16 protein-coding genes are annotated in these 22,244 nt (G+C 72.1%); 7 read left to right on the top strand and 9 right to left on the bottom strand.

Annotation, left to right across the window (positions count from 1 at the left end; genetic code table 11):
- Positions 1-140: 140 nt before the first annotated feature.
- The 4 genes from ABT053_RS00765 to ABT053_RS00750 form a co-directional block, all read right to left on the bottom strand.
- Positions 141-1,427, bottom strand: coding sequence for an alpha-2,8-polysialyltransferase family protein (locus ABT053_RS00765; RefSeq protein WP_350966698.1), 1,287 nt, complete (start codon positions 1,425-1,427; stop codon positions 141-143).
- Complete coding sequence (locus ABT053_RS00760) at positions 1,427-2,353, bottom strand: glycosyltransferase family 2 protein (RefSeq protein ID WP_350966697.1); 927 nt, start codon at positions 2,351-2,353, stop codon at positions 1,427-1,429. The genes ABT053_RS00765 and ABT053_RS00760 overlap by 1 nt, the downstream gene beginning before the upstream one ends.
- A gap of 70 nt (positions 2,354-2,423) precedes the next feature.
- A complete protein-coding gene (locus tag ABT053_RS00755) occupies positions 2,424-4,481 on the bottom strand; it encodes an N-acetylneuraminate synthase family protein (protein WP_350966696.1) in 2,058 nt (685 codons plus the stop codon).
- A gap of 459 nt (positions 4,482-4,940) precedes the next feature.
- Positions 4,941-5,903 carry an alpha/beta hydrolase gene (locus tag ABT053_RS00750; RefSeq protein WP_350966695.1) on the bottom strand — a complete coding sequence of 321 codons (963 nt, stop codon included), beginning with the start codon at positions 5,901-5,903 and terminating at the stop codon, positions 4,941-4,943.
- Positions 5,904-6,188: 285 nt separating this feature from the next.
- Between ABT053_RS00750 and ABT053_RS00745 the strand changes: the two genes are divergently transcribed.
- The 4 genes from ABT053_RS00745 (at position 6,189) to ABT053_RS00730 (ending at position 12,906) form a co-directional block, all read left to right on the top strand.
- Positions 6,189-9,707 carry an NIDO-like domain-containing protein gene (locus ABT053_RS00745; RefSeq protein ID WP_350966694.1) on the top strand — a complete coding sequence of 1,173 codons (3,519 nt, stop codon included), beginning with the start codon at positions 6,189-6,191 and terminating at the stop codon, positions 9,705-9,707.
- 300 nt (positions 9,708-10,007) lie between these two features.
- Positions 10,008-10,304: a hypothetical protein gene (locus tag ABT053_RS00740; protein WP_350966693.1), complete on the top strand. Its 297-nt coding sequence runs from the start codon at positions 10,008-10,010 to the stop codon at positions 10,302-10,304.
- A gap of 174 nt (positions 10,305-10,478) precedes the next feature.
- A complete protein-coding gene (locus ABT053_RS00735) occupies positions 10,479-11,195 on the top strand; it encodes an MgtC/SapB family protein (RefSeq protein ID WP_350966692.1) in 717 nt (238 codons plus the stop codon).
- Between the two features lie 499 nt (positions 11,196-11,694).
- A complete protein-coding gene (locus ABT053_RS00730) occupies positions 11,695-12,906 on the top strand; it encodes an MFS transporter (RefSeq protein WP_350966691.1) in 1,212 nt (403 codons plus the stop codon).
- A 127-nt stretch (positions 12,907-13,033) separates the two neighbouring features.
- Here the strand turns inward: ABT053_RS00730 and ABT053_RS00725 are convergent, their stop codons facing one another.
- The gene (locus ABT053_RS00725) at positions 13,034-13,687 is read right to left on the bottom strand and encodes an NAD(P)-dependent oxidoreductase (RefSeq protein ID WP_350966690.1); all 654 of its coding nucleotides are present in this window, start codon (positions 13,685-13,687) and stop codon (positions 13,034-13,036) included.
- A gap of 129 nt (positions 13,688-13,816) precedes the next feature.
- Here ABT053_RS00725 and ABT053_RS00720 point away from each other — a divergent pair, with 129 nt between their 5' ends.
- The 3 genes from ABT053_RS00720 to ABT053_RS00710 all read left to right on the top strand — a co-directional run bounded on the left by ABT053_RS00720 (position 13,817) and on the right by ABT053_RS00710 (position 18,142).
- The gene (locus ABT053_RS00720; RefSeq protein ID WP_350966689.1) at positions 13,817-14,218 is read left to right on the top strand and encodes a winged helix-turn-helix transcriptional regulator; all 402 of its coding nucleotides are present in this window, start codon (positions 13,817-13,819) and stop codon (positions 14,216-14,218) included.
- 965 nt (positions 14,219-15,183) lie between these two features.
- Complete coding sequence (locus ABT053_RS00715) at positions 15,184-17,580, top strand: WD40 repeat domain-containing serine/threonine protein kinase (RefSeq protein WP_350966688.1); 2,397 nt, start codon at positions 15,184-15,186, stop codon at positions 17,578-17,580.
- Positions 17,581-17,641: 61 nt separating this feature from the next.
- Positions 17,642-18,142 carry a TetR/AcrR family transcriptional regulator C-terminal domain-containing protein gene (locus ABT053_RS00710; protein ID WP_350967094.1) on the top strand — a complete coding sequence of 167 codons (501 nt, stop codon included), beginning with the start codon at positions 17,642-17,644 and terminating at the stop codon, positions 18,140-18,142.
- 202 nt (positions 18,143-18,344) lie between these two features.
- Here the strand turns inward: ABT053_RS00710 and ABT053_RS00705 are convergent, their stop codons facing one another.
- The 4 genes from ABT053_RS00705 to ABT053_RS00690 all read right to left on the bottom strand — a co-directional run bounded on the left by ABT053_RS00705 (position 18,345) and on the right by ABT053_RS00690 (position 22,183).
- Positions 18,345-18,878, bottom strand: coding sequence for a nuclear transport factor 2 family protein (locus ABT053_RS00705; protein WP_350966687.1), 534 nt, complete (start codon positions 18,876-18,878; stop codon positions 18,345-18,347).
- The gene (locus tag ABT053_RS00700) at positions 18,878-19,351 is read right to left on the bottom strand and encodes an Atu4866 domain-containing protein (protein ID WP_350966686.1); all 474 of its coding nucleotides are present in this window, start codon (positions 19,349-19,351) and stop codon (positions 18,878-18,880) included. Before ABT053_RS00700 ends, ABT053_RS00705 begins: the two co-directional genes overlap by 1 nt.
- Positions 19,348-20,202 (bottom strand): helix-turn-helix transcriptional regulator, encoded by an 855-nt coding sequence (locus ABT053_RS00695; RefSeq protein ID WP_350966685.1) that lies wholly within the window; start codon positions 20,200-20,202, stop codon positions 19,348-19,350. The genes ABT053_RS00700 and ABT053_RS00695 overlap by 4 nt, the downstream gene beginning before the upstream one ends.
- Before the next feature lie 250 nt (positions 20,203-20,452).
- On the bottom strand, positions 20,453-22,183 hold the full coding sequence (locus ABT053_RS00690; protein WP_350966684.1) for a carbohydrate-binding module family 20 domain-containing protein: 1,731 nt from the start codon (positions 22,181-22,183) through the stop codon (positions 20,453-20,455).
- Positions 22,184-22,244: the final 61 nt, after the last annotated feature.

The raw sequence follows: 22,244 nt of genomic DNA, 5'->3' as shown, positions 1-22,244 counted from the left end.
GAGGCGCCCGGCCGGGAAGGGTGGCCGCCGGCTTCGGGAGGGGGGCGATCCTCCCCGAAGCCGGCGCCACGGGCGGGGGGCACGGGCGGCCGGCACGAGCGCGCGCCGGTGCCGGGAGCGGGCCGGGGGTTGGCCGGGGGTTAGGGGAACGCCTTCGACAGGCGGCGGCGGAGCCTGCTCAGGGTGCTCCGCTCCTGGGCCGCGGCGGCCCGGGGGGTGATCAGGTCCAGGGCGCCGAGGCGCTGGCGCTTGAAGTAGCGGGCCGGGCCGTGCTCCTCCAGATAGGCCGCGGCGCTCTCGCGCAGCCCCGGATGCACCTCGGACTGCATGCAGTAGCCGACCGCGCCAACCAGGGCGGGAAGGTCCACCGGCGGCGGTTCCTCCAGCGAGCCGTCCGGCGACAGGCGCGGCAGCAGGGCGTCGGTGACGGTGGCCGGGATCCGGTTGCTGTTCTCGTACGGGGTGAGCCGCTCCAGGACCAGCTCGCCGCCCACCGTCGCCACCGGGAGCCCGAAGTAGCGGCTCGCGGTGATCAGGGCGGTGGAGAAGCAGCCGACCACGAGCTCGGGCCGCAGCTCGGCGAAACACGACTCCGCGGGTACGGTCTCCGCCACCACGTCCAGCCCGACGCCCAGCTCGGCGGCCGTCTCGCGCAGCCGCCGGGCGTGCTCGCGGCCCGCGGCCGGGTGGGGCTTGAACAGCACCTCGCGAAACCCCCGGGCGGCGAGGCCGCGCAGCATGTCGGCGTGCAGCCCCGCCTCCTCCTCGGGGGTGACGAGGTCGAGGGCGGACAGGTACTGCCCGAGGATCATCGCCCGGCCCGAGGGCGCGTCGCCGGTCTCCCCGCCGACCTTCCCGATCACGTCGAGGAAGGCCCGGTCGGGGACGGTCTCGGCGGGGACCCCGTACTCCGACAGCAGCAGCGGCGTCAGGCCGGGGACCAGGTCGAGGTGGAGCAGGCGGGTGATCCGGCCGGAGATCTCCAGCGGCAGCGGGTCGCGGGTCGGGCCGTAGCTCATCAGGCCGTCGGAGTACACCGAGATCGGGCAGTCCTTGACCAGCCCTCCCAGGGTCCTGGCCGGGGGGACCGCGATGGACTCCAGGATCAGCTCGGCGGGCCCGGCGCCCAGGGACAGATACGAGCCGACCAGGCGGCTCAGCATCGGCACCTCGATGACGCGGGCCTTCCAGTCGGAGGGGTGCAGCGGGGCCACGATCTCGTTCCACGAGTGGATCTCGTCGAAGCGCGGGCGCAGCGCGGCGAACCCGGGGGTCTCGTCCAGGGACGGGGTGATCTCCGGGATGGCCGCGTTGTTGGAGACCAGCAGGATCCGGCGCCCCTCGCGGGGGCCGAAGCGGCCGTCGTCGATCGCCGCCGCGAGCGTCATCGCGCCGAACAGGGTCGAGGCGTAGAACAGCTGCGTCATCAGCGCTCCAGGAGTCTCTGCAGGATCTGGTCGCGTTCCGGATCCAGGCGGGTCTCGGCGAGCAGGTCCTCGGGGAACCGCCTCAGGGTCGCGGCGCCGCGCTCCTCGAAGCGGGCGCGCAGCTCGGGGGAGAACCGCTCGCCCATCTCCAGGTGGTGGGCGAGGAGCGCGCGGAACATCCGCACGGCCTTGGGCGCGAACTCCTCCTCCAGGCCCTCGAAGACCAGGTCGAAGGCGTCGAAGAAGTGCAGCTGCCTGGCGTCGCCGATCTGCGTCAGCGAGCCCGCCACCATCCGCCGGTAGAACAGCCCGGCCAGCGACACCACCGCGAACGAGGCCGCGGCGCGGTGCAGCCGCCAGATCCACGGCCTGTCCTCGGCGGTGTGCAGGTGCCCGGGGAAGGTCAGCAGCTCGCCGAGGTCGCGGCGGTAGATCCCCGCCCAGGCGTACGGGTAGTCGACCATGGTCTTCGACCGGGCGGGCAGGATGTGGTCGCGCGGCTTCAGCACCACCTCCCGGGTGGCGAGCGGCGCCCGGTGGATCACCCGTTTCCTGCCCTCGGCCTGGACGTGGTCGACCCGGACGAAGTCGCAGCCGAGCCGCTCGATCGCCCCGACCAGGTCCCCCAGGTAGCCGGGCGCGAGCCAGTCGTCGCCGTCCATGAACGTCAGGTAGCGGCCGGAGGCCAGCGAGACCCCGAGGTTGCGCGCGTCGGCGAGCCCGACCGGCGCGTCGTTGTGCAGCACGACCAGGCCGGGCAGGTCGTCGCGGAAGTCCTCGACGATCTGCCCGGTCGCGTCCGCGGATCCGTCGTCCACCACGATGAACTCGAAGTCCCGGCGCGCGTTCCTGACCAGCGAGGTCAGCGCGTCACCGATGTAGGCCTCCGCGTCCCGCACCGGGACGACGACGGACAGCTTGATCAAGTTGTTCTTCCCATTCCCGGTTCGGATGTTCGTACGACGTGGCTTCCCGATCGGAGGAGCGGGCCGAAGGTCACACGGTGACGCGGCGCAGGCGCGACTTGGGCGCCTCCTCGCCGGGGAAGACCCGCTTGACGCCGTCGCCCAGCGCGGTCTCGATGATCCGGATGTCGCGGACCAGGTGCTCCAGCCCGGCCGGCTCCAGCGAGGCCGCGTGGTCGGAGCCCCACATGGTGCGGTCGAGCGTGATGTGCCGCTCCACGGTCACCGCGCCCAGGGTCACCGCCGCGAGCGAGATCTGCAGGCCGCGCTCGTGGCCGGAGTAGCCGACCGGCACGCCGTACCGCTCCTGGAGGGTGACGATCGCGCGGAGGTTGGCCTCCTCCGGGGGGAGGGGGTAGGTGGAGGTGGCGTGCATCATCACCAGCCTGGAGGTGCCGAGGATCTCCACCGCCTGGTCGATCTCCTCCAGCGTGGACATGCCGGTGGACAGGATGAGCGGCTTGCCGGTGGAGGCGAGCGCGCGCAGCAGCTCCAGGTCGGTCACGCTGGCCGAGGCGATCTTGTGGGTGACCACGTCCATCGACTCCAGGAACTCCACCGACGGCACGTCCCACGGGGAGGCGAACCAGTCCAGGCCGCGCTCCTGGCAGTGCTTGGCGATCTCGGTGTACTCCTTCAGGCCGAACTCGGTCCTGATCTTGTACTCCATGTAGGTCATCTCGCCCCACGGCGTCTGCCGGATCTGGCCGCGCTGCTCCAGCGGCACGCAGATCTCCGGCGTGCGCTTCTGGAACTTGACCGCCTGGCAGCCCGCCTCGGCGGCCACGTCGATCAGCTTGCGCGCGATGTCCAGGTCGCCGTTGTGGTTGATGCCGATCTCGGCGATCATGTAGACCGGCTGGCCGGAGCCGACCAGCGACTCGCCGATCTGGACGGGCTTGGCGACCGGGGTGAGCCGCAGCTCGGCGCGGGGCGCGGGAGCGGCGGCGACCTCCTCCAGCGGGCGGGCCGCGAGGACCCTGTCACACAGCTCCCGTACGGCCCCGGCCCCTCCGGCCCGGGTCAGCACGGTCCTGGCGGCGGCGCGGACCTTGGGGTGGGCGTCGGGGACCGTGACGGGCCAGCCGACGTCGCTCATCGGGCCCAGGTCGTTGACGTCGTTGCCGACGTACGCGACGCGGGCCGGGTCGATCCCCTCGATGGCGAGCCAGTCGCGCAGCACGGTCCGCTTGTCGGTCAGGCCCTGCAGGACGGGCACGCCGAGCTTGCGGGCGCGGGCCGCGACCACCGGGTTGTGCTCGGTGGACATGATCATCAGCTTGACGCCGGAGCGGCGCAGCAGCGCGATGCCCATGCCGTCGGAGCGGCTGACCGCGACCATCTCGCGGCCGTCCTGGTCGACGTAGGCGCGGTCGTCGGTGTGCACGCCGTCGAAGTCGGTGATCACCGCGTCCACGTCGATCGGCTCGGGCTCGTCGACGAAGGGCGCGAGCGCCCGGACGATCTCCAGGTCCTCGGGGGTGTCGACCTCGATGGCGTGGCGCGAGGGCACCTGCTGCACGGCGACGGCGCCGAAGAAGCGGTGGCCGTGCTCGCGCAGGCCCTCGGTGCGCATCACGTAGAACGCGCCGGTCTCGCGGAAGTTCGGCTCGCGGTCCTGGCGGCGGGGGCGGTAGGAGGGGTCGTGGTTGACGCCCGCGCCGCTCGCGCTCCACAGGAACTCGTGCGTCTCCAGCCCGGAGAACACCACGTCGGCGCTGCCGTCCAGGACCTTGGAGATCGCGCTGTCCAGGTCGGCGGGGTCGATGAACGCGCTGGTGCACTGCACCAGGATGACCACCTCGGGGTCCTCGGACACGTGGTCGAGCGCGTGCAGCACGGCGGACTCGCTGGAGGCGGTCGCGCCGCTCAGCTCTCCCGGCCGGTCGATCACGGTGGCGCCCGCGGCGCGGGCCACTTCGGCGATGCCCTCGTGGTCGGTGCTGACCACGACCTCGTCGACCAGCTCGGCGCGCACGCAGGCCCGTACCGCACGGGCGACCAGGGGACTGCCGCCCACCGCGGCCAGGTTCTTCAGGGGGACCCCCACCGAACCTCCACGGGCGGGGACAACGGCCAGGACTCGCAAGGTGGCTCCTCAGACATACGGCGAACGCCCCTGAGCTGGGGTGTCATTGGAACCTAGCCACGAGGGTGACCGGAAAGGGGTGTCTGAGTTGAACGTCCAGAGTCGCCCGTCTTAACTTTCCGCGCGACCGGGAGCGCCAGCTTGGGTGCTTTGGTTTGTCCATACACCAACTGAAGCGCGTTGGTTTGTTAGTGCTTCAGATGAGGTGCACCGGTTTGCGGGCGTCGGTTTGCGGGCGTCGGTTGGCGGGCGCCGGTTCGGATACGCGTCGGTTCGGGGCCGCGGGGCCGCTGGTTCGGGCGCGCCGGTTTGAGTGCGCGGCTTCGAGCGCGCCGGTTTGAGCGCGCCGGTTCGGGGGCGCGGGTTCGGACACGTGTCGGCTCGGGTGCGCTGGTTCGAGCGCGCGCCGTTTCGGGGCCGGGCGTTTGGGGGGGGGGTGGCTGGGGGTGACGCCGGTTCTCAGACGGCCGCGCCGATGGAGTCCATGAGCATGGGGAGCGAGCGTTCGAGGCCGCGGCGCCAGTAGGGCCAGGAGTGGGTGCCGGGGCCGTAGAAGTCGACCGACACGTCGGCGCCGTTCGCCTTGGCCCGCTCGGCGAAGGTCACGGACTGCAGGAGCAGGGAGGCCTCGCCCTCGTCGCGCGCCTCGGAGGCGTCGTCCAGCGGGCCGGGGGAGCCGTCGCCGCTGGAGACGAAGAGGCGCGTCCCGCGCAGCGCGCCGGTGAGGTCGGCCGGGTTGTGGGCGGCCCACTCCGGGTCCTGCGGAGGGCCCCAGAGCCTCACGGACTCCTCGCCGTACTGCCCGAGCAGCCAGTCGACGCCGCCGTTGCCGTCGCGGGTGTGCAGCACCCCGGAGTAGGAGGCCGCCGCCTGGAACATGCCGGGGTGGCGGGCCGCGTACGACATCGCCCCGAACCCGCCCATGGACAGCCCCGCCACCGCCCGCCGGTCCCCGGCGCCGTAGTCGCGCTCCAGGACGGCACGCACCTCGGTGAGGTGGAAGGTCTCCCAGCCGGGACCATCGCGCCAGTCGGAGTAGAAACCGACGGGGCCGCTCTCGGGGATGACCACGAGCGCGGGGTAGCCCGAGGTGAGCTCCGCGGCGCCTCCCTTGGTCACCCAGGTGTCGTAGTCGGACTGGCAGCAGCCGTTCAGCAGGTACAGCACCGGCCACGGGCCCGAGTCCGGCGTCCACTTCTCGGGCAGCAGGACCCTGACCCTGCCCTCGCGGCCGAGCGCGGCGGAGGTGACGGTGAGCTCGTGGTCGCGCGGGCCCAGCTTCTTCACCGCGACGCCGGAGGCCCGGGCGTCCTCCTCGCCGTACGTGCCGGTGGAGGACGGGGGCATCAGGGCGAGCAGCACCGCCACGACCGCGACGGCGGCGAGCAGGAGCACTCCTATACGTGCAGCGGTGCGGTTCACGCCGCCAATCCTCCCGCGTCTGGTTGATCGCGTGAAGCCCACATGCCGTACCGGCCCCGTGGAGGCCCCTTGGCGGTGCGATCCGGTGCGGCGGCGGTGGGCGCGGCTCGCTATTTAGGCCGTTCCCTTCGTGTTAATTCTGATGACATATGGCCTTTTAGTAACCCGAAAGCTTGAAAATTACACATGATCTATTCAGGATTCTCCACGTGGGTTGTAAAGATCGTGTGCATCCCACGGCGCTCTGCCCGGCGGGAGACTCCCGCCCGGAGTGAAGGAGATCGTGTGTCAAACACCCCTCGACACCGGCGATCGGTCCTGCTCGGGATCGCCACCGCCCTGATGCTCGTGCTCCCTCAGGGAGTGGCCCAGGCCGCGCCCGCCCCCGACAAGATCGACAAGACCGTCCTGGCGGATCTGGCCGCCGACGACAAGGCCACTTTCTGGGTACGCCTGAACAGCGACGCCGACCTCGGCGCGGCTCGCAGGGCGAAGACCAAGACCGAGAAGGCCGCGCAGGTCTTCCGGGCCAAGACCGAGCTCGCCGCCTCCTCGCAGGCGGGCCTGCGCAGGTTCCTCACCGCCGAGAGCGTCGACTTCACCCCCTTCTGGATCGCGAACGCCATCCAGGTGACCGGCGACGCCAAGCTGGCCGAGGAGATCGCCAAGCGGCCCGAGGTGGAGCGGATCGAACCCAGCCAGGTCACCAAGGTGCCCGAGCCGCTGCCCGGCAAGGAGGTGGCGAAGGTCGACGCGATCGAGTGGAACATCGACCGCGTCAACGCCCCCCGGGTCTGGAACGAGCTCGGCGTCCGCGGCGAGGGCATCGTCGTGGCCAACATCGACACCGGCGTGCAGTTCGACCACCCCGCGCTCGCCGCCAAGTACCGAGGCAGGAGCGCCGACGGCGGTGTCGACCACGACTACAACTGGTTCGACCCGGCGGGCATCTGCTCGGGCACCGCGCCGTGCGACAACAACGGCCACGGCACCCACACCATGGGCACGATGGTGGGTGACGACGGCGGCGCCAACACGATCGGCGTCGCCCCCGCCGCGAAGTGGATCGCCGTCAAGGGCTGCGAGTCCAGCACCTGCTCGGACGCCTCGCTGCTCGCCGCCGGCCAGTGGGTGCTCGCGCCCACCGACCTGGACGGCGACAACCCGCGTCCCGACCTGGCACCGCACGTCGTCAACAACTCCTGGGGCGGCGGCGGCTTCAACCCCTGGTACAAGGAGACCGTCGACGCGTGGGTCGCGGCGGGCATCTTCCCCGTCTTCTCCAACGGCAACGTCACGAACGCGGGCTGCAACTCCAGCGGCTCGCCCGGCCAGTACGTCGCCAGCTACAGCGCGGGCGCGTTCGACGTCAACAACGCGATCGCGACCTTCTCCACCCGGGGCACCGGCGAGAACGGCGAGATCAAGCCCAACCTCGCGGCCCCCGGCGTGAACGTGCGCTCGTCCGTGACCGGCGGCGGCTACGGGTCCAACTCCGGCACGTCGATGGCCGCGCCGCACCTGGCGGCCACCGTCGCGCTGATGTGGTCGGCCTCCCCCGCCCTGCTGGGCGACATCGCCACCACGCGGGACCTGCTCGACCGGACCGCGATCGACGTCGACGACACGCGCTGCGGCGGCACCGCCGCGGACAACAACATCTGGGGCGAGGGCAGGCTCGACACGTTCGCGGCGGTCCAGGCCACCCCCTCCGCCGCGCTCGGCGGGCTGGGCGGCACCGTCACCTCCGGCGGCGCGCCGCTCGCCGCGGCGACCGTCACCGTCACCGGCCCGCTGAACCGCACGACCACCACCGCCCAGGACGGGACGTACGAGCTGCCCCGCCTGCTCGCGGGCGACTACCAGCTCACCGTGAAGAAGTTCGGGTACGCCGACGCCGCCGCGGCCGTCACCGTCGTGTCCGACCAGACGGCCACCGAGGACGTGTCGCTGACGCAGCTGTCCTCGGGCACGGTCTCCGGCACGGTCACCGCCGCGGGCGCCCCCGAGCCGGGCGCCACGCTCACCGCGGTGGGCACCCCGGTCACCGCGGTCGCCGACGCGGCGGGCCGCTATCGGCTCACGCTGCCGACCGGCGACTACCAGCTGAAGGTCACCCCCGGCTCCCGGTGCGCGGGAGAGCTCACCGTGCCGATCACGGTGGCCGGCGACCTGGCCAAGGACGTCGACCTGCCGCGCCGTACCGACTCCTTCGGCTACACCTGTGACAGCGCCGCCGAGGCGTACGTCGCGGGCACCGCCAAGAGCACGCTCACCGGCGACGACGCGGTCCAGCAGATCACGCTGCCGTTCACCTTCCCGTTCTACGGCACCGGCTACACCGGCGCCTGGGTGAGCACCAACGGGTTCCTCGCCTTCAAGGACAGCGCCGCCCTGGCGGGCAACGTGACCCTGCCCGCCTCCGCCGCGCCCAACGCGGCCGTCTACGCCTTCTGGGACGACCTCGTGCTGGACGACCAGTCCGGGATCTACACCGCCACCCTCGGGACCGCGCCGAACCGGACCTTCGTCGTCGAGTGGCGCAACGCCCGCTTCTACGCCGACGCCACCCAGCGCGTCTCGTTCTCGGCCCTGCTCGGCGAGAACGGGTCGGTCGGGTACCGCTACGACAGCGTCGACAGCGAGCGCGACGCCGGGATCGGCGCCACGGTGGGCATCGAGAACGCCGACGGCACCGACGCGCTGCAGTACTCCTTCAACAGCGCCGCGATCGGCGACGGCCAGAGCCTGACCTTCACCGCGAGCCGGCACGGGCTGCTGACCGGCGTCGTCACCGACGCCAACGACGGCGAGCCGCTGGCGGGCGCGACGGTGAAGGTCGGCGACGTGGCGACCTTCACCACCGGCGCGGACGGCAGGTTCCTCGGGCAGATCCTGCTGGGCGACTACCAGGTCGAGGTCTCCAAGGAGAACTACGGCACCTTCACCCAGGAGGTCACCGTCACCGCCGGGGGCGTGACCCGGGCCGACACCGCGCTCGCCACCGGCCGGGTGACGGCCTCGGTCGCCGAGCTGACCCTGGTGCAACCGGCGGAGACCACCAGGACGGGCACGGTCGAACTGTCCAACCTGGGGGTCTCCACGGCCTACACCGTGGTGACCGACCCCGCCCAGGGCTGGCTGAGCGTGACCCCCGCCACCGGCCAGCTCGCCAAGGGCGCGTCGGTGACGCTGAGGGTGACCGCCTCCAGCGCGGGCGTCCCGCCGGGCACCGTACGCACCGGCAAGCTGCTGGTCCGCTCGGCGAGCGGCCGCGACCCGCAGATCGAGATCGCCGTGACGGTCGTGGTGCCCAAGCACCAGGTCGCCGTGGAGGTGGGCGGCACCAGGGACGTCGTCGACACCGCGGGCGACCGCTGGACCGCCGACCGCAAGCACAGCACCGGCGGTCACGGCTACGTCGGCACCAGCACCAAGACGAACACGACGACCAGGACGATCACCGGCACCACCGAGCAGGCGCTGTTCAGGAGCGTCCGCGAGGGGATGCTGGAGTACCGGTTCGACCAGGTGCCCAACGGCACCTACGCCGTCGAGCTGGGCTTCGCCGAGACCCGGGGCAAGCGTGAGGGCCAGCGCGTCTTCGACGTCATCGTCGAGGGCCAGCTGGCGATCCCCGCGCTGGACCTCGCCCTGGAGACCGGCGCGTACGTCGCCACCACCCGGCAGTACACGGTGAAGGTCACCGACGGCCAGCTCAACGTGCGGTTCGCCAAGCGGACCGGCGACACCGTGCTCAACAGCATCCGCGTCTCCGAGCGCCCCGACAAGGCCACCCCGTAGCGGCCTGAACTCCCAGACGGCCCGTCCCGCCTTCCCCGCGGGACGGGCCGTGCTCGTTCTTCCGGTGGCCTTTTGCGTACCGGTCCGATGGGCGTGGGCCGTGGGTCATGGGCCGATGGTTCGCGATCCGGTCCGGCGGGCCGGGAACCGGCAATTCGCGGTATGCCGGGCCGTGCTTGTTCTTTCGGTGACCGCCGGTGGCCTGGGCCCGGCCGGAGCGGCAAAGTCCTGGTCAAACGGTGTTACGGGTCGTTCGATGCCGGGGATTGGCGGGATGTGTCGTGATTCACGGAGGCTGCCATGGCCAGGACAACCAGCACCGCTTCGAACGGCAGGACGCGTGCCCGGGCGGACGGGGAGACACGTGCCCGCGCGAACGGGGAACGGCCGTCGCCGCACATCACCGTGCCGGTGATCGGCACGTTGACCCTGCCGCCGCCGAACCGGCTGGTCTTCTACGGGGTGCTGGGCGCGCTGGGAGCGTTGGGAGTCATCGAATGGCCCGTCGCGCTCGTCGTCGGAGTCGGCCACTACCTGTCGGAACAGCCGCGATCTCCCGCCCTGCGGCAGGCCGGCCAGGCCGCCGAGGCGGCGTAACCGGGTACGGGCACGCCTTCACCCGGCCCGAAACGTGGGCCCGGACCGGAACCTGGACCCGAACCGGGACTGCGACCGGAGCCCGGACCCGGACCCGGACTGTGACCGGAACCCGAACCCGGACTGGGACTGGGACAGAGGCCGGGGCCGGAACCCGGGCCGGGGGTGGTGGTGATGGCACCTCTCGGTGAGCTCGCCGGACAGGGCTGGGCGCAGGTGGGGGCGCTGGTCCTCGCCTTCGTGCTCTCGGCCGTGATCGGTCTCGAGCGGGAGGTCCGCCTGAAGAGCGCGGGCCTGCGCACTTACACCCTGGTCGGCTTCGCCGCCGCCCTGATGATGCTGGTCTCGAAATACGGTTTCTACGATGTCCTGGGGGAGCACGTCACCCTCGACCCGTCCCGGGTGGCCGCCCAGATCGTGTCCGGCATCGGCTTCATCGGGGCGGGCCTGATATTCGTCCGGGGTGACGCGGTCCGGGGCCTCACCACCGCCGCGGCGGTCTGGCTCACCGCCGGGGTGGGCATGGCGGCGGGGGCCGGGCTGTGGCTGCTCGCGATCGTCGTGACCGCGGGATACTTCGTGACGGTGTTCGTCCTCACGCCGCTGGCCGACGTGCTCCCCCGGTCCAAGTACGCGCCCTCGCGGCTCAATCTGACCTATCTCGACGGGCGGGGCGTGCTGCGGCTCGCACTGGCCGAATGCACGCGCCGGGGATTCGGCGTGGACGAGCTGTCCGTCGGCCAGCGCACCGAGGGGCAGAGCCCGGAGACCGTCTCGCTCTGGCTCACCGTGCACGGCGTCGGCTCGACAGCGGAGCTCACCACGGCGCTCTCCGAGATCGACGGGGTGCTCGCCGTGGTGAGCCGGGACGCCAACGCGGTGGTGCACTGAGCGCGGGATCGCGCCCCGGGTGCCGTCGCCGCCCGGTCGAGTCCCGTGAGAGACAAGAGACGGGTCGTACCACGACGCTCACCGTACACCGGCATCGGCATCGGCATCGGCATCGGCATCGGCGAGAAAAGCGAACAATTGTAATTACCGGCCTCGGTGGGCCGAAAAGCAAGATGTGATTTCTGTCACATTGTTTTGACGATTCATTGACTCCGGCAATTGCCCGGCGAACAATATGCTCGTCATTGATTTCGCGTTGGGCGGGGTGTTTAGCCGCCCCCGCGAGGTGCGCGTCCGGTGGCGGGCGGCGCATATCGGTGATCATGTGATAGGCCGTTTCACCAGGGGTTTCAGCCCGCTTTCGCGAGGGTCCCCGCGAATCGGTCCTCCGTCCGGGATTCGCCGATGAACGAGACGTGAACAGGTTTTCCCGTGCAGGCGCGAGCGCGAATTCGCGCGTACCGGCCGGGACACGAAAGCGTGGAGGTGAGCACCGCGTGTGACCGCCCGACAACAGCGTGAACAGCCTCGGATCTCCCCGGGATGGCGTCTCGTCATCGCCCTGGCCATAACGCAGACCGTCGGCTACGGCATTCTTTACTACGCGTTCGCCGTCTTCCTCGGCCCCATGCGGCGCGATCTGAACGCCTCCGCAGGCCAGGTCACCGGTGCCTTCACCCTCGCCGTGCTGATCACCGGACTGGCAGCCCCGCTGGTCGGCCGCCGCCTGGACCGCCACGGCGGGCGCGGCCTCATGACGCTGGGCTCGGTCGCGGGCACGCTGGCGACGTTCGCCTGGTCGCGGGTCGACAGCCTGCCCGGCCTGTACGCGGTCCTCGCCGTCATCGGCCTGGCCTCGGCGATGACGCTCTACGAACCGGCGCTGGCGATCGTCGTCTCCTGGTTCGATCCCGGCCGCCGCTCCAGCGCCCTGCTGGCCGTCACCCTGGTGGCCGGGTTCGCCTCCAGCGTCTTCCTGCCCCTCACCGGGCTGCTGGTCGATCGCCACGGCTGGCGTACGGCCCTGGTCGTGCTCACCGTCATCCACGCCGTGACCACCATCCCGCTGCACGCATTCTTCGTACGCAGGCCCCCCGGCGCCGGGAGCCCCGGCCGGGCGGAGGGGGAGGAGCGGCCGGGTGGCACCGGTCTTCGCCCGGCGATGCGCGGGCGGGCCTTCTGGCTGCTGGCCGTCGCGTTCGTCGCGCACACCGCGGCCGTCGCGATCGTCGCCGTCCACCTGCTCGCCTACCTCACCGAGCTGGGACATCCCCCGACGTTCGCCGCCCTCGTCACCGGCCTGCTCGGCGTCCTGTCGGTCACCGGCAGGCTCGTCACCACCGGTCTCCACCGGCGCTTCCCGGCCGCCGCGGTCACCGCCGCCGTCTTCCTCCTGCAGGCCGTCGCCGCGGCGTCCCTGCCGCTGCTCGGCGGGAGCGGGGCCGGTGCCGTCACCTGCGTGATCGCCTTCGGGATCGGGTTCGGGGTGGGCACCCTCGCGCGTCCCGTACTGGTCGCGGAGAGGTACGGGGCCGCGGCCTATGCGACCATCGCCGGAGCCCAGGCCCTTCCGATCATGCTCGCCAAGGCGCTCGGCCCCCTGGGCGCGGCCTTCCTCGGCCAGAGCATGGGCTATCCCGTCGTGATGCTCTCGGTGGCCGTCTCCAGCGTCCTCGCGGCCGTCATGCTCATCGTCTACGGAAGATCCTGAGATCGACCGGGATCGAGCCCCCGGGGGCCACGGTCAAGCCGACCGTGACCCCCGGGGACCTTGACGAACCACCGGCCCGGGGCGGCCGGTCCAGCGCCGGGAGACCGCTGGTTCGGTACGCCACGGTTCAGTACGCCACGGCGACCAGTGCCCGGTGGTGCTTCGGGGTCTCGATCTCGTCGACGACCGCGACCGCGAGGTCGGCGAAGGAGAACGGGGGCGCGCCCTCGTCGGAGGGCAGCAGCCGGGTGTCGCCGGTCCGGTACCGGCCGGTGCGCGCGGCCCTCTCGTCGAGGAGGACCGCCGGCGGGGCGAGCACCACCCAGTCGACCGCGGTGCCCGCCGCGCGCAGGGCGTCCAGCTCCGCCGCGTGTCCCAGCGAGAAGTCGCGTGCCTCCGCCGGGAAACCGGGCGTGCTGTGGAGCGGCACCCCGGGCGCGGTCTCCAGGGTGGTGCCGATGCCGATCGCCACCAGCCTGCCGACGCCGGCCCGCGCCAGACCGTCCAGCAGGGCGGCGGTAGAGGCCCGGTAGAACTCCGTCGCGGACACGTCGAGCCGGGCGGCGGCGTTGACGGCCGCGTCGTGCCCGGCGGCGACCGCCGCGACGCTGTCCGCGACGGTGACGTCGCCGGGGACCACGGTCACACCGTCACCGGCCAGGTCCGGGTGCCGGGCCGGTTCGCGGACGACCGCGGTGACCCGATGGCCGCGGGCGGCGGCCTCCGCGACCGTACGGCGGCCCGCCCGCCCTCCCGCTCCGAAGACAACGATCCTGCTCATCCTGGGCCTCCGATCGACGGGACCGGCGTGATCACCGGTCTCTGACGCGGACGGTAGCCCGTACCCCCTCGGTTCCCGCAACGATAGTGACCCCGTGTGCGGCGCGACGGCCGCGCGTACCCTGGGAGGGTGATTGAGCCCCTCGATCCCGACATGTTCACCGGGTGCGCACCCGGCACCCCGCCGTTCCAGATCGGCGGCAAGTGGACCCCGAAGATCATCAGATGCCTGCAGGACGGCCCCCGGCGCTTCTCCGAGCTGCGGGTGCCGCTGCGCGGCATCACCCCGAAGGTGCTCACCGAGACCCTGCGGGCGATGGAGCGCGACGGGCTGGTCGCCCGCTCGGCCTACCCCGAGATCCCGCCCAGGGTCGAGTACGCCTTGACCTCGCTCGGGCACACGCTCCTCGAGCCGATGAACGCCTGCTGCCACTGGAGCCAGGCGCACCTGCCCGAGGTGCTCAGTGCCCGCGACGCCTACGAGGACCGCGTGACCGTCCCGGCGGGGGAGGACCGGCCCGGCGGCTCCTGAGGACCCGCCGGTGATCGCCGCCTCGCCCCGCCCGCGAAGCCTGTCCGTCCGATGACCGCCGGATGACGGGCGATCCGTGGCCGCCGTTCCCCGCCCGTGTCCGGGGGGGCGTCAGCGTTCTCCCGGAGAGCGTTCGCCGGTGCGGCTCAGCTCCGCGACCGCGGCGACGACCCTTGCAGTAGTGCGGCGACAGCCGCAGGCACCGGTCGACGTCCTTGTCGCCGAAGTCGAACCGCGCGAACTCGCGGAAGCTGAGCGCCGAGTCGACGCGCCGCGCGTCCATCGCCGCCTTGAACGGCTGCGGCCGCCGGCCCTGGACGGCGAAGGTGACGATAGCGCTCAGCTTCGGGCCGCGGTCGAGCGTCCGTACCCCGGGAAGGGCGTCGAGCCCTGTTCGACGGAGATCCGGTGGGATGAGTAGGGGATACTCATGCTTTCCGCCGCGTCCCTGCCTAACGTTCGGAAAGACCCGCCCTGACCGATCCACGGGGGGAGGGGGGGAAAGGCTGGATCCGTCCTTGTCGTCGTTTCGACGACGCCGGTGCCGCTCCTCGCGGGTGTCGTACCGGCCGCCGGGAAAGCCGCGAGCCTGGCGGGGGCCGGCTCGCGGGCATCCCGCCCGGTTGTCCCCGGAGCCGTATCGCGAGCATCCTGTCCGGCTGTCCACGGATGTCGGCTCGCGGGCGTTCCGTCCGGCTGTTCCCGTGTATGGGCTTGTGGGAGTTCCATGCGTTTGTTTCCGGCTGCGGGCTTTTGGGCGTTCCGTCCGGTCGTCCTCGGGTGGCGGTCATCGAAGCGGTGGGGAGGTCGCCTTGTTGCGTGCGGGGACCCGCTGGGCGTTTGGTCTAATTTGTCGGTGATGGCATGCTCTTTCCCGGGACTCGGCCTCCCACGGTCCGGCGCCCGCACCGCCCCTCGTACGGCGGGGAGCGGGGCCGGGCGGGTCCGTACCTGGGAGGAGCACGATGGCTGTCACGGCGCCGCGGCCCGGTGACCCCGCGAGCCTCGGCCCCTACACGATCGAGGCCAGGCTCGGTGAGGGCGGGCAGGGCACGGTCTACCTCGGCCGCGACCCGGCCGGTGAGCGCGTCGCGGTCAAGGTGCTGCACCCGAGGTTCACCGCCGACCAGGTCGCGAGGGCGCGTTTCGAACGGGAGATCGCCGTCGCCCGGCAGATCGCCGAGTTCTGCACCGCCCGGGTGCTCGACGCGGGGGAGAGCGGCGACCACCTCTACGTGGTGAGCGAGTTCATCGACGGGCCGTCGCTGCAGCAGGCCGTCGAGAACGAGGGGCCGCGCGACGGCGCCGCCCTGCAGCGCATCGCGATCAGCACGGCCACCGCGCTCGTCGCCATCCACCAGGCGGGGATCGCGCACCGCGACTTCAAACCGGCGAACGTGCTCCTCGGCTTCGACGGCCCGCGCGTCATCGACTTCGGCGTCTCCAAGGCGCTCGACGCCGGGCTCGCCCAGACCAGCGGCGCCTTCGGCACCCCGACCTACATGTCACCCGAGCAGATCCACGGCCGGCCCGCCGCCGCCCCCTCGGACGTGTTCAGCTGGGCGGTGACGATGGTGTTCGCCGCCACCGGCAGCCCCGCGTTCGGCCGGGACACCATCCCGGCCGTGCTCCACCGCATCCTCACCGCCGAGCCCGACCTGTCGGGGGTGCCCGAGGGGTTGCGGCCGCTGCTGCGCGCCTGCCTGGCCAAGACTCCCGCCGACCGGCCGGCCGCCCCCGACCTGCTGTTCCGGCTGATCCGCCAGCCGTCGGCGGGCGCCGTCGCGCCCCCGTCCCCGTCCCCGTCCCCGTCCCCGTCCCCGTCACCGACGCAGGCCGAGCAGCCGGTACGGGACCGGACATCGCCGTCCCGGCAGCCCACGCGGGCCGAGCGGCCGGCGCCGTCCCAGCCGTCCTCCGCGTGGGACGGCGAGTCCGGGCAGCCGTCCCAGGAGCCGCTCTCCCCGTCCCCCTTCCCGTTGTTGTCGCCACCCGGTCGGAGCACCGCGCCCCCGCGGCCGTCCTCCGCCGGGTGGTCGTCGATCGGTCCGGGCACCACGCCGGAGCAGTGGCGCCCGGAGGAGCCCGGGGAACCGGTCTTTCCCGGTGACGGGCGGAAGACATCCGCCGACGAGACCGTGCCGGGCAGGTCCGGACGATCGCGCCGGTGGTGGATCGGGGCCGCCGTCGCCGTCTCCGCCGTCGCGGCCTCCGCGGGCGTCTTCGTGCTCCCGCCGCTGCTGGCGGGTACGGGGGAGGAGCCCGCGGACCCCACCCCCGCCGCGCTGACCGGATCCCCTCCGGCCTCTCCGGCCTCTCCGACCTCTCCGGTCTCCAGCGGATTCCCCTCACCCGGCGAATCGTCCACACCGCCCACCGCCTCGCCGTCTCCCGCGGCCACGCCCACCTCCGTCACCGGGGACTGGAAGAGCGCGCCGGTCGGCGGCCCGCTGCGCGGCCATCGCGACGACCTCCAGACGGTGGCGATCGCCCGGGTCGGCGGCAGGTCCGTGATCGTCTCCGGCGCCAACGACCGCACCGTCCGCCTGTGGGACCTGGCCACCCGCAGGCCGCTGGCCACGCTCACCGGGCACACCAACTGGGTGCGCTCCGTCGCGGTCACCGACCTGGACGGCAGGACGATCGCGGTGTCGGGCGGCGACGACGGCACCGTACGCCGCTGGGACCTCGCCACCCGCAAGCCGGTCGGCAGGGCCGTCGACGCCGCCGTGCCCGTCTTCTCCCTCGCCCTCGCCACCCTCGACGGCGAGCCCGTCGTGGTGACCGGAGGCCGCGACGGGAGCCTGCGCGTGTGGGACCTGAGGACGGGCAAGGCGATCGGCAAGGCCCGCCGTGCCTCCGAGGGCGCCGTGTTCGGACTGGCCGTCGCCACCCTCGACGGCGAGCCCGTCGTGTTCACCGGCGGCGGTGACGGTACGGTACGCCGCTGGCCGCTCCGCTCCGGGCCCGGCGAGACGATCCTCACCCAGCGCGGCCAGGTCACCGCCGTCACCACGGCCGAGCTGGACGGCAGGCTCGTGGTGCTGTCCGCCGGGGGCGCGCAGGACATCCACATCGACGACGCCGCGGGCGCCGGTGAGGCCCGCCCGCCCATCCGGGACCACAGCGGCTGGGTCTACTCCCTGGCCGTCGGCCGGGTGGGGTCGCTCACCGTAGTCGTCTCCGGCAGCAACGACGCCACCGCGCAGGTCCACGACCTCGACACCGGAAAGCGGGCGGGGCGGCCGTTCAAGGCCCACGACCACAACGTGTTCGCCGCCGCGGTGGCCGAACTCGGCGGGAGCCCCGTCGCGGTCACCGGAGGCGGCGACGACACCGTCCGCGTCTGGCGCCTGCGCTGAGCGGCCCACGGGCCTCCGGAGCCCCGCCCACGTCTCCAGCAAGGAGGGGCTGGTGACGCAGATGACCGACGAGGTCTTCGGCGAGCCCGAGCTGCCCGTCCCGGGGCCGGACGGCCGGCGGGCCAAGCTCGAACTCGTCTCCCGCCTGCAGTGGGAGCTGTGCCGGAGGCACCCCTGGCTGCCCGGGGCCGTCTCGCTCGTCCGCCCGTCGCTGGCGCCCAACGTGATGGAGCACACCGAGTGGACGCTGCGCGCGCTCGACGGGCTCGGGCTGCCCATGACGACCCGGATCCGCGAGGCGCTCACGCTGCCCGCGCTGGTCCTCGGCGTCGCGCTGTCCATGGCGGACGAGGTCGAGGCCGAGCAGGAGACCGGGGTGACGCTCGACCGGTGGTGGCCGGCCCAGCGGGATCGGGCCGACGAGCTCCTCGACTCCGGCCGGTTCCCGCTGCTGGCCACGCTCACCGGGGAGGAGGTGCCGGACGTTGACGGACTGTTCGAGTACGGCCTCGCGCGCCATCTCGACGGTTTCGCCGCCCTGCTGGAGCGGACGCGGCCTTAGTCTCGCCCCCGGCTCGGGCGGCTCCCAGATCCACGAAGCCTTCATGGCCCCGGCCTCGGCTCCCATCCGCCGGCGACGCCTGAACCGATGACCGCATCCTGGTGGAAGTCCTGAGTGCGATACTCCAGACACCCCGGCTTCGCTCCGCGGCGCGGTCCCCGGGGTGCGACGTTGCGGAACCCCGTGGCGGGTCGGGCGCGGATCAGTTCAGCTCGATGCGTTCGACGAGCTCCCGTACGGCGATCATGTCCAGGAAGGCGTGGCAGCGCACAACGCGGCCTCCGCGCAGCTGCCAGACCCAGCAGTACTCGTTGCGGTACTCGACGCCGTCGACCGCCGTCGCGCGGCCGTCGAAGCGTACGACCACCGTGTCGCCCTCGGTCCAGAGGTCTCGGATCGTCATCACGAGCACCGACGCCAGCCGGTCCAGGACCGGTGCCGACCCCTCCGTCAGGAACTCGGCCTTGGACGTGTAGGTGCGTCCGTTGACGATCTTCCACTCCACGTCGTCGTGGAGGATCTCGTAGAGGTCGCCGCCCGCGTTCTGCCGCTCGAAGGCGCGGATCACCGCCGCCTTGTTGCGGCCTTCCCGGGTCAGCCGGTCCGGGGGTGGCCCGCCGGCGGCCTCGCGAGATGCCGCCGAGGCGGTGGCGGACCCGGACAGGATCGTCAGTCCTCCGGCGACCGCTGCTGTCATGAACACGCGCCGGCCCTGGTGCGAAGTGCTGTCTGCCATCATCGTCCCTCTCTGGCCTGTTGGTGTGCGTCGCTGCCCTCGCGGTAGAAGACATAGCCCCCGTGGTGCAGCACGTCTCCGTCGAACGTCCCGTCCGCGCCGAATCCGGTGTCGTCGACGTACTCGATGCGGGTCCCGGCAATCCGGTACGCACCCGTGTAGGCGCTCTCCCGCTCCCCGCGGGCCTCGTCGTAGCGGCCGTTCGCGAGGAGCATCTGACGGATGTGCCCGTCGGCCGTCACCCACATCCCGACGTACGGGTGCGGCGACCTCTCCGCGCCCTCGGCCGGCGGCGTCCCAGGTGTGCGCCTGGGCGGTGTCTCCGTCGCGGACGACGGGGAAACCCCCTGCCCTCGCTGAGCGGCGTCGTCGGGAGACGCGGGCCCCCCGCCGCCCGGCCGCACCGAGAGTACGACGAGAAGCACCGCGACGACGCCCGTGCCACCGGCCACGGTCCAGGAGCGGGCCCTCATGAGACCCCCTCGCGCGAGTCGTCGCCGTGTCGGGGCCGGGGCGCCGTCAGCGAGCCGAGCAGGCGCAGCGCGTCCGCGGTCCGGGTGCCCTCCTGGGCGTGGTAGACGATCAACTGCTGCCCCGGGGCGGAGCGCACGTCGAAGGTCTCCATGCGAAGGGTGAGCTCGCCGACGTCCGGATGCAGCAGGACCTTCGCCGCGTCGGACTTGCCCCGCGCGTCGCGCCGCCGCCACAGGTCCGCGAACTCGCGGCTGTCCTTCAGGGCCGTCCGCAGCACCTCCTGGATCCGTGGATCGTGCGGCCGTGCGCCTTCCAGGAAACGGAATCCCGCGACCACGTTGGCCGCGGACGTCTCCCAGTCCCTGTAGAACGAACGGACCGACAGGTCGAGGAACATCGCCAGCAGCAGGTTCGTGCCGGGTTCGAGGTGACGGAAGACCGCGCGCCCCAACGTGTTCGCGGCCAGGACGTCGTAGGCCCGCCCCAGGATCACCGCCGGCGTGCGGTCCCACAGCTCGGCCAACGCCAGCAACCGGGGGTCGGTACGCTCGGCACCGCCCCCGCGGCGCGGCAGCGGGCTCATCCCCGCGACCCGGTACAGGTGCAGCCGGCCGTCGTCGTCCAGCAGCAATGCGTCGCTCAGGGCGTCCAGGACCTGCGGCGACGGTCGCCGCTCACGCCCCTGCTCCAGCCGCAGGTAGTAGTCGACGCTGATGCGCGCCAACATCGCGACCTCCTCGCGACGCAGACCGGGGACGCGTCGCCTCCCGTCCTCGGGCAGACCGACGTCAGGCGGCATCACCTGCGCGCGCCGGCCTCGCAGGTAGTCACCCAGCCTTGAAATCGTCATGTCGACCAGGCTAGGTTCCCCACCCGCTGGAAGCCTGGTCCCAGTGCTCCCAGTCAGGACACGGCCCAAGGACCTCTGCCGGGATGCGGTCATCGGTCCAGGCGTCGCCGGCGGAGGAGAGCCGAGGCCGGAACCATGCGGGCTTCGTGGATGCCGTCGCGAATCTCCCGGCGGACGCGCGGAGGGCCGGTCCGGTGAGGCCGGCGTCGGTCGAGACCCGGCACCGGCCGGAGCCGGTGCCGGGTGGAGGTCAGCGCCAGGAGTCGGTGCGGGTCGCGGTGCCGCCCGAGGGGGTGGTGAAGGAGCGGTTGGGGTCGCTTTCCCAGGTCACCGAGCCGTCGGAGTTCTTCTTGATGTACTTGTACTGGATCGCCGTGCCGGGCGGCAGGTTCACCGTGGCCCTCCAGACCGGGTACGCGGCCGACGAGAGGGCGACGGCGTTCGCCGGGTTCCAGGAGCCCAGCGCGGCGACGTTGCCGACGACGAAGACGTTCTGGCCCCAGTTCGTGGTCACGGTGGCGTTGAACGTGGTGGCGACCTGGCCGGGGTTGACCGTCGGGGTCGGGCTGGGGCCGGGGCCGGAGGCGCCGGTGTGGATGGCGACCGCGCCCCTGGCCGGGACGGTCACCGAGGCCGAGCCGCCCGCGCCGACGGTCACCGAGCCGCCGCCCGCGACGTTGGCGTAGGTCCCGGCGGGCAGGCCGGTGGAGAAGGTGCGGGTGACGGCGCCGCCCTCGTTGTTGATCGCGACCCAGCCCTTCGCGCCCCGGCTGAAGGCGATCACGTTGTTGCCGTTGTCGTACCAGTTGCCGACCGAGGTGCCCTGGACGACGCGGTTGAAGCGAACCATGCCGTTCATCTGGCGGTGGAAGCAGGTCCACTGGCCGTTGCCGCAGTTGGCGTCGGTGGCGAAGCCGCCGCCTGCCGAGGGCGGCCCGGCCTCGCCGTCGCTCCAGGTGAACCCGGAGTAGACCCTCGGGGTGCCGTACGGCCAGGCGAGCATGAAGACGTTGGCCAGCCGGTAGGCGTCGCCGTACTTGTAGTTCAGGGTCGAGCCGTTGCGCTCGGTGTCGTGGTTGTCGACGAACACCACGGCCTTGTCGCTGGGCACCGACAGGCCCCAGCTCTGCCCGAAGGACTGCAGGTTTCTGATCTGGCCGCCGTTGAACTGCTCCTTGAGCTTGCGCCCGTACACGAACTCGTGCACGTCGCCGATCCCGGTGTACTGGCTCGGGGTGATCGCCTCGCCGTCGCCCTGGATGACCTCCTGGTGGATGTACGGCGAGCCGGTGAGCTTGCCCTTGATCGCGGCGAGGTCACCGGGGTTGATGTGCTTGGCCGCGTCGACGCGGAAGCCGTCCACGCCCAGGGAGGTCAGCCTGTTGAGGTAGCCCGCGATCTGGTTGCGGACGTACTCGGAGCCGGTGTTGAGGTCGGACAGGCCGACCAGCTCGCAGTTCTGCACCCGCCAGCCGTCGTTGACGTAGTCGGAGCCGTTGATCCCGCAGGTGGGGGAGTGGAAGTCGGCCGCGGAGTAGAGGCCGGGGTAGTTGTACTTGCCGAAGGCGTAGCCGCCGTAGCTGGTGCTGCCCTGGCCCGTCATGTGGTTGACGACGGCGTCCGCGTGGACCTTGAGCCCGGCGGAGTGGCAGGCGTTCACCATGTTCCTGAACGCGTTCTCGTCGCCGAACTTGCTGGTGAGGGTGTAGCGGGCGGGCTGGTAGATGTCCCACCAGACCGCGCCGCCCCGGGACATCGAGTCGCTCGGCGGGGAGACCTGCACGGCGGCGTACCCGGCCGGGCCGAGCACGTCGGTGCACTCCCTGGCGACGGAGTTCCAGTTCCAGTTCCACAGCTTGACGATCGGGCCGGGGGTGGGCGGCGCCGCCTGGGCCGGGGCGCTCAGCACGCCGGGCACCAGCACGGCGGCGCTCACCAGAGCGCTCAACGCCGTGGCGACGACGACTCTGTAGGGTTTCATGGGTGGGGGCCTCCAGGATCGATGGACGGGTTCCCTGGCCGGGCCGGGTGCTGCAACACCC

It is taken from the genome of Streptosporangium sp. NPDC002524, from assembly GCF_040295985.1.
Taxonomy (GTDB): Bacteria; Actinomycetota; Actinomycetes; order Streptosporangiales; family Streptosporangiaceae; genus Streptosporangium.
This window is presented reverse-complemented; position numbering and strand designations above follow the sequence as displayed.